Origin of the sequence: Mesorhizobium sp. M7A.F.Ca.MR.148.00.0.0 (assembly GCF_003997735.1) — a bacterium.
GTDB lineage: Bacteria > Pseudomonadota > Alphaproteobacteria > Rhizobiales > Rhizobiaceae > Mesorhizobium.
The window spans coordinates 1-6,558 of record NZ_RZTB01000186.1; the positions used below are offsets into that span (position 1 = coordinate 1).

Consider the following 6,558-nt stretch of genomic DNA (forward strand, 5'->3'; position numbering starts at 1 on the left):
TGACGGGGAGAAAGTAGCTGGCGCAACGCCATCGCCTTTCCTGCAACATTGGCGATACCGGCGACAACAGCGTCCCTCGCCCCGTTGACGGGAGAGGATGCCGGCAGGCAGGTGAGGGGCAGTGCTAACGTCGACAATTGCCTCTGATCAATGCTTGATGCGATCCCGCATCGCGTACCACAACATCCCCAGCACATAGAGCGGCCCACGCAGCGCCGTGCCGCCCGGGAACGGCATCGGCGTCAGCGTCGAGAACAAGTCAAGCCGCGAGGCATCGCCAGTGATCGCTTCGGCCAGCAGCTTGCCGGACAGCGTCGACAGGATGACGCCCTTGCCGGAATAGCCATGCGCGAAATACACCTCGCCATAGTGCCCGACGTGCGGCAGCCGTGATGTCGTCACCGACACCAGCCCACCCCAGGCGTGATCGATGCGGCAGTCCTTGAGCTGCGGAAAGGTGGCTTCCATGTGCGGCCGCACGAAGCCGGCGATATCGGCCGGCGGTGACGGCGTGTAACGCTCGCCGCCACCGAACAGCAGGCGTCCATCCGCCGACATGCGGTAGTAGTTGACGACGAAGCGGGTGTCGGACACCGCGACATTGGCCGGGATGACATAGCGCTTGCCCTCCAGCGGCTCGGTGGCGACGATGTAGTTGCCGACCGGCATGATGCGGCTGTTGACGCGTGGCTCCAGCCCATTGAGCAGCGCATCCCCCGCCAGCACGACATGTCTGGCCCGAACCGATCCCTTTGCCGTCGAGACCCGGATCGAAGGCTCACGCTCCAGCTTCACCGCCACCGAGTTCTCGTGGATCGTGACGCCGGCCGCAACTGCCGCACGGGCAAGGCCGAGCGTGTAATTGAGCGGGTGCATGTGGCCGCCGAGCGGCTCGTACATCGCGCCATGATATGACGTGTCGACCTTGGCGCGGGCTTCCGCCGCCGACAGGATCTCGGCATGCGGAAATTTCATCACCGTGGCCAGACACTCGGCCTCTTCCTCGAGATCCCTGAGGTCGGAGCCGTTGACCGCGCCGACCAGATGGCCGGTCAGCCTGAGATCGCAATCGATGGCGTGGCGCTCGATGATATCGAGCACCAACCCGCGTGCCTCGAAGGCAAGATCGAACAGCACCTTTGCCCGCTCCGGCCCGTAGAGTTTGACCAGGCCCTTGGCGCCCTTGCGCAGGCCGGGGATCATCTGGCCGCCATTGCGGCCCGACGCGCCCCAGCCGATCTTGCCGCCTTCGAGCAGCACCACCTTCACGCCGCGCTCTGCGGCGTGAAGGGCGGCTGACAGGCCGGTGCAGCCGCCACCGACGACCACCAGGTCGGCTTCGACATCGCCGACAAGCGCCGGATGGTCCGGCGCCGGATTGGCGGTGGCGACATAATAGGATTTGGCGATGTCGAGGCCCGAATTGAAGCCCGTTGAACTGGAAGCCATGATCACACCTTCAGCAGAAGGTGGTCGCGTTCCCAGCTCGTCACCACGCCCTGGAACAGATCGAGCTCCACGCTCTTGACGCGCAGATAGGTCTGGAAGAAATCCTCGCCGAGCAACTCTCGCACCGGGCCGCAAGCCTCGAAACGGTCGAGCGCCTCCTCCATCGTTTTCGGCAGCGTGCTCTTGATCTTGTAGGCATTGCCCGACGCTTCGGCCGAGCGCGCCAGTTTCTGTTCGACGCCAAGATAGCCGGCAAGCAGCGAGCCGGCGATCGCCAGGTAAGGATTGGAATCCGCACCCGGAAGCCGGTTCTCCACCCGCCGCGCCGCGCGGCCCCCGGCCGGCACGCGCAGGCCGCAGGAACGGTTGTCATGCGACCATTCGATGTTGGCCGGCGCGCTGTGGTTCGGCCTTATGCGACGGTACGAATTCACATTGGGCGCAAACAGCGGCATGATTTCCGGGACATATTTCTGCAGGCCGCCGATGAAGTGGCCGAACATTGCGGTGTCGGCATCGTCGCTGCCGGCAAACAGCGTCCTGCCAGCCTCGTCGATGACCGACATGTGCAGATGCATCGAGCTTCCCGCCTGCGCGGCGATCGGCTTGGCCATGAAGGTCGCATGCATTCCGCTTTGCTGCGCGGCCTGGCGCGTCAGCCGCTTGAACAGCAGCACCTTGTCGGCCAGCGGCAGCGCATCGCCATGCAGGAAGTTGATCTCAAGCTGCGCCGTACCCGATTCATGGATCAGCGTGTCGAGCGGCAGGCCGGCCGCCGCGGCGTAGTCGTAGACGCGGCGGATCACCGGCTCGAACTCCTCGAGCGCGGCCATGTCATAGGGATGCTGCACCCCCTCGGCACGGCCATTGGCGCCGATCGGAGCGGTCAGCGGCTGGTCCGGATCGGGATTGGGCGCGGTCAGATAGAATTCGAGCTCCGGCGCCACCACCGCCCGCCAGCCGCGCCTGGCGTAGAGGTCGAGCACGGCGCGCAGCACATGGCGCGGCGAGGCCATCCAGGGCCGGTCGTCCGTATGGAAGGCATCGGCGAAGACATAGGCCTTGCCGGGAGCGGCACCCGGCGCCAGGCACAGCGTCGAGACATCGGGCACCATGCGCATGTCCGGGTCCGAATAGGCAAAACCCTCGTCGATCGAGCCGGAGTAGCGGCCGTCGATGCTGACCAGGAAAGCGCTGCTCGGCAGATAGAGCGCGCGATCTTCCAGCGCCTGGAGGAATTTGGCCGTCGGCAAGGCCTTGCCGCGCAGGACGCCGTTCATGTCGGGCACCAGGCACTCGACTTCGTTGATCCCATGCCGGGTCAGCCAGGCCTTGGCGTCATTGCCGCTGAAGAGCGAGATATTCGCGTTGTTGTCAGGCATTTCGTTCACGTCCGTATCAGAGAGAGTATGGCTTGCGCGGCCACATCCGTTCCAGGTTTCAGCGCCATTTGGGCTGCATTGTCCTTGAGGCGGGCGCGCATGGCATCGTCGGCCAGCAGGCCGAGAATGGCTCTCTCCAACACTCCTTCGGTCCAGGCGTCGCGGCCGATATGGTCACCGACGCCGGTTTCTCCGGCGCGGCGCGCATTGTCGTGTCCGTCCCAGCAATAGGGCATGATCAGTGACGGCACGCCGAAGCGCAGCGCTTCGCAAAAGCTGTTGTTGCCGCCGTGATGGATGAACAGGTCTGACTTCGCCACCACCGAGGGCTGCGGAAACCAGGCGTCGAGATAGACATTGTCCGGCACCGCACGGTAGGCGTCGCGCAGGCCGCCGGCATTGACAATAAAGCGCGCCGGCAGCCTGTCGAAGACGACCAGCATGCGCTCGATCAGGCCGACATCCATGGCGCCGAGGCTGCCGAAGCTGACATAGACTAGCGGCCCCTTGTTGCGCGGAAACACCGGCACTTCGAACGGCCCTTCCGAGCGCACGCAGCCTTCGAGATAGACGAAGCGCGTGGGATCGAGCGGCTCGGCCCGCTCACGACGCACGATCGAAGGCGTCAGCAGCAAATTGAGGTCGGGCGACGCCTCGAGGAACAGGCCCTTCGGCAGCGACGCCAGGCCGGCATCCATGCGAAAGCGATTGAAGCGGTCATGTGCGGGCGCGCAAGCCGCCAGATACCTTGCCTCGAAAGCCGCGCGTTGCGGGTCGTCGGCGCCAAGCCCCGACAGATAGGGAGGCACATTGGCATCCGGCAGCTCGGTCTCGGCGCAGGAGACGACACGCACCCAGGGACAGCCGGCGGCTGATATCGCCGGGAACATGATGACATTGTCGAGCACCACCGCGTCCGGCTTCAGCCGCGCCAGCAATTGGCGCAGCGGCGCCTCGGCATTGACCGCAGTGTCGACGATGGCCTGCCAGGTCGGCGCGACATAGGTTTCCAGCTGGTCGATCGGGCTCAGCCGGAAATGCGGCAGGTGCCGGCGCACGAAAGCCTGCCAGTAGCTCTGGCGTTCGCTGTCGCTCAGCGGCTCGTCGGTCGGCAGCTGGTATTCCTGGAAACCATAGTCGGCAAAGACGCCGGAAAAGCCGGCATGGCAAATGAAGACGGGCCGGGCTCCCTTGGCACGCAATGCCTGCGCGATGCCGACGCAATTCAACGCCGCGCCGAAACTGGCTTCGGGAAACAGCGCGATGGTCGGGCTGGCTTTACGCGTCAATTATTCCTCGTCATTCCGGCCGGCTGATCATGCCGAACAGGGCGGGCGCCCCGCGACTGGCCGCTTGCGGTCGCTGGTTGCGGGAGAGCCGCAGGTGGATGCGAAGCAGATCGGCAGCCACCTCATACTGCAGGCTTTCAAGATGGTCGAGTATAACAAGGTGTTCGCGCAGCGATTGCCGCAAGCGGAAGACGTTGACGCCGGCATAGATGCCCGGTAGCCGGCGCAGCCTGAGATGATCGGCCAGCGCATCGGCAACGAAGCGGTTGGCGCAGCCTTCGGCGAGCATGCCGTGAAAATCGATGTCCAGCCGCTGGAACTCGCGTGTGTCGAAGGCCGCATCCGGCAACGCCACCAGCGCTTCCATGCCCTGGCGCAACGCCGCCGCCCGCGCGCCATCCAGCCGGAAGCCCGGCGTCAGGATGGCCGCGGGTTCCAGCAGCAAGCGGAACTCATAGCTGTCGCCTTGCGCCTCTGGATCGTCGGGCGTGCGCCGAAACAGCCAGGACTGGCCAGGCGCTCGGTCCAACAAATTCTCTTCGGTCAGTTTGTTGAGTGCTTTTAGTACCGTCTTGCGCTCGGCGCTGTAGCGCCGTATCAGCCCCGCGACGGTCACCGTCTGGTCCAGCCGACGCGCCGACCGGTCGCGCAGGATCGCCTCGGCCAACTCGTCCTCCTCGGCGGCGGGCAGTTCCGTGGCGACTGAAGCCTGCGCGGTGAGGTCGATGGCCAGGTGATAACCGGAATCCGCCTCCCAGCGCACGACACCCCGTTCAGCGAGCAGGCCGAGAGCCGCCCGCACCGGCGTGCGCGAGACATTGCACAACGAAGCGATCTGCTGCTCCGGCAAGCGTGCGCCGGGCTCAAAACCGCGCTGCCGCGCCACATCCAGGATGCGCTGCGCCAGATCGAGGTGGTTGGTGCGAGGTCGTCGGGCGGCGGCTTGCATGACTGGTCTCGTGGAAACGACATGACCGCATCGATTTGACCGATCGCCCGCACGGACGCAATCGGCCAGATTCCACGATCGCCTAGCAAATTATGGATTGACGTACTTTTTTCTGCAATAGTACTGTCAGAGCAATCGGCGAGAAAAAGACCGAGGGAACGGGATCGAGGCAGCGGCAAGGGTCGCAAGCGTGGTCCGGCGAATGCAATTCGACGATCAACCGAAATGGGAGTCTGTCATGACCGCTACCAGCCTGCGGCGCCGTGCGCTGAAAACATCTTCGATCGCACTTGGCCTGGCCTTGGCGCTGTCCGCGCCGGCGACGGCTGCCGACCTCGTCATTTCCAACTGGGACGGCTACATGGCGCCTGACGCCATGGCCGCCTTCAAGACCGCCACCGGCGTGTCGGGCGAAGTGGTGGTGCACGCCACCAATGAAGAGATCATGGGCAAGCTCATCGCCGCCGGCGGCAAGGGCTATGACGTGGTCTTCGTTTCTTCGCCCTTCGCCGAGGTGCTGAACAAGCTCGGCCTGACCGAGCCGATCGATCACGCCAAGATACCGAACCTCGCCAATCTCTATCCCGAGGCAACCAAGCTGCCGCACGATGCCGGCAATGCATTCTCGGTGCCCTACACCTGGGGCACCACCGGCCTCTGCTACCGCTCGGACCTGATGAAGGTCGCGCCGACCAGCTGGAGCGACCTGCTCGCGCCATCCGACGAATTGAAGGGCAAGACCACCATGCTGGCGACCGACCGCTGGCTGCTGGCCGCCGGCCAGCTCGACAAGGGCTATTCGGTCAACGAAACCGACCCGGCCAAGATGGCTGAGGTCAAGGATCTGCTGATCTCGGCCAAGAAGACCCTGCTCGCCTATGACGACACCACCTTCTATTCCAAGCTGGTGTCCGGCGAGGCGCTGATGGTGCAGGCATGGGACGGCTGGTGCAATTACGGCATCGCCGAAAAGCCCGAGATCAAATACGTCATTCCCAAGGAAGGCTCCGACCTCTGGGTCGACACGATGGTGGTGATGAAGGCCTCCGCCAACAAGGACGCCGCCTTCCAGTTCATCAACTTCATGCTCGACGCCAAGAACCACGCCTGGGCGGCGCAGAACATCGACTACAAGGTGCCGAACAAGCCAGCGATGGAAAGCCTGCCGGCCGATTTCCTGGCCAAATTCCCCAACATGGCGATGCCGGTGGCCGACCTCGTCAAGTTCGAGCAATTGCGCGACGTCGGCGACGCCCAGCGCGACTATTCGAAGATCGTCAGCGAGATCAAGGCGGCGCAGTAGGGACTGTTCCAACAGCATCCTGGAATCAAGCTTGCGTTCCGTGTCGCCCCCCTCTGGCCTGCCGGCCATCTGCCCCTTAGCGGGGGAGATTGGCTGGCTTGCAGGCTTTCGCCAATCTTCGGCGCAGCTCCCCCTCATCCGGCCGCTTCGCGGCCACCTTCTCCCCGTTGGGGAGAAGAGGAAGGC

General features: G+C 64.4%; 5 protein-coding genes. 1 reads left to right on the forward strand and 4 read right to left on the reverse strand.

The window, feature by feature from the left end:
• Positions 1–147: 147 nt before the first annotated feature.
• The 4 genes from EOB49_RS32110 to EOB49_RS32125 are packed head-to-tail and all read right to left on the reverse strand — an operon-like array spanning position 148 to position 5,069.
• Complete coding sequence (locus EOB49_RS32110) at positions 148–1,449, reverse strand: FAD-binding oxidoreductase (protein ID WP_127383338.1); 1,302 nt, start codon at positions 1,447–1,449, stop codon at positions 148–150.
• A gap of 2 nt (positions 1,450–1,451) precedes the next feature.
• Positions 1,452–2,831 (reverse strand): glutamine synthetase family protein, encoded by a 1,380-nt coding sequence (locus tag EOB49_RS32115; protein WP_127383339.1) that lies wholly within the window; start codon positions 2,829–2,831, stop codon positions 1,452–1,454.
• Between the two features lie 5 nt (positions 2,832–2,836).
• On the reverse strand, positions 2,837–4,120 hold the full coding sequence (locus EOB49_RS32120; protein WP_127383340.1) for a glycosyltransferase: 1,284 nt from the start codon (positions 4,118–4,120) through the stop codon (positions 2,837–2,839).
• Between the two features lie 10 nt (positions 4,121–4,130).
• Positions 4,131–5,069 carry a GntR family transcriptional regulator gene (locus EOB49_RS32125; RefSeq protein WP_127323215.1) on the reverse strand — a complete coding sequence of 313 codons (939 nt, stop codon included), beginning with the start codon at positions 5,067–5,069 and terminating at the stop codon, positions 4,131–4,133.
• 238 nt (positions 5,070–5,307) lie between these two features.
• Between EOB49_RS32125 and EOB49_RS32130 the strand changes: the two genes are divergently transcribed.
• Positions 5,308–6,372, forward strand: coding sequence for a spermidine/putrescine ABC transporter substrate-binding protein (locus EOB49_RS32130; protein ID WP_127383341.1), 1,065 nt, complete (start codon positions 5,308–5,310; stop codon positions 6,370–6,372).
• Positions 6,373–6,558 lie beyond the last annotated feature (186 nt).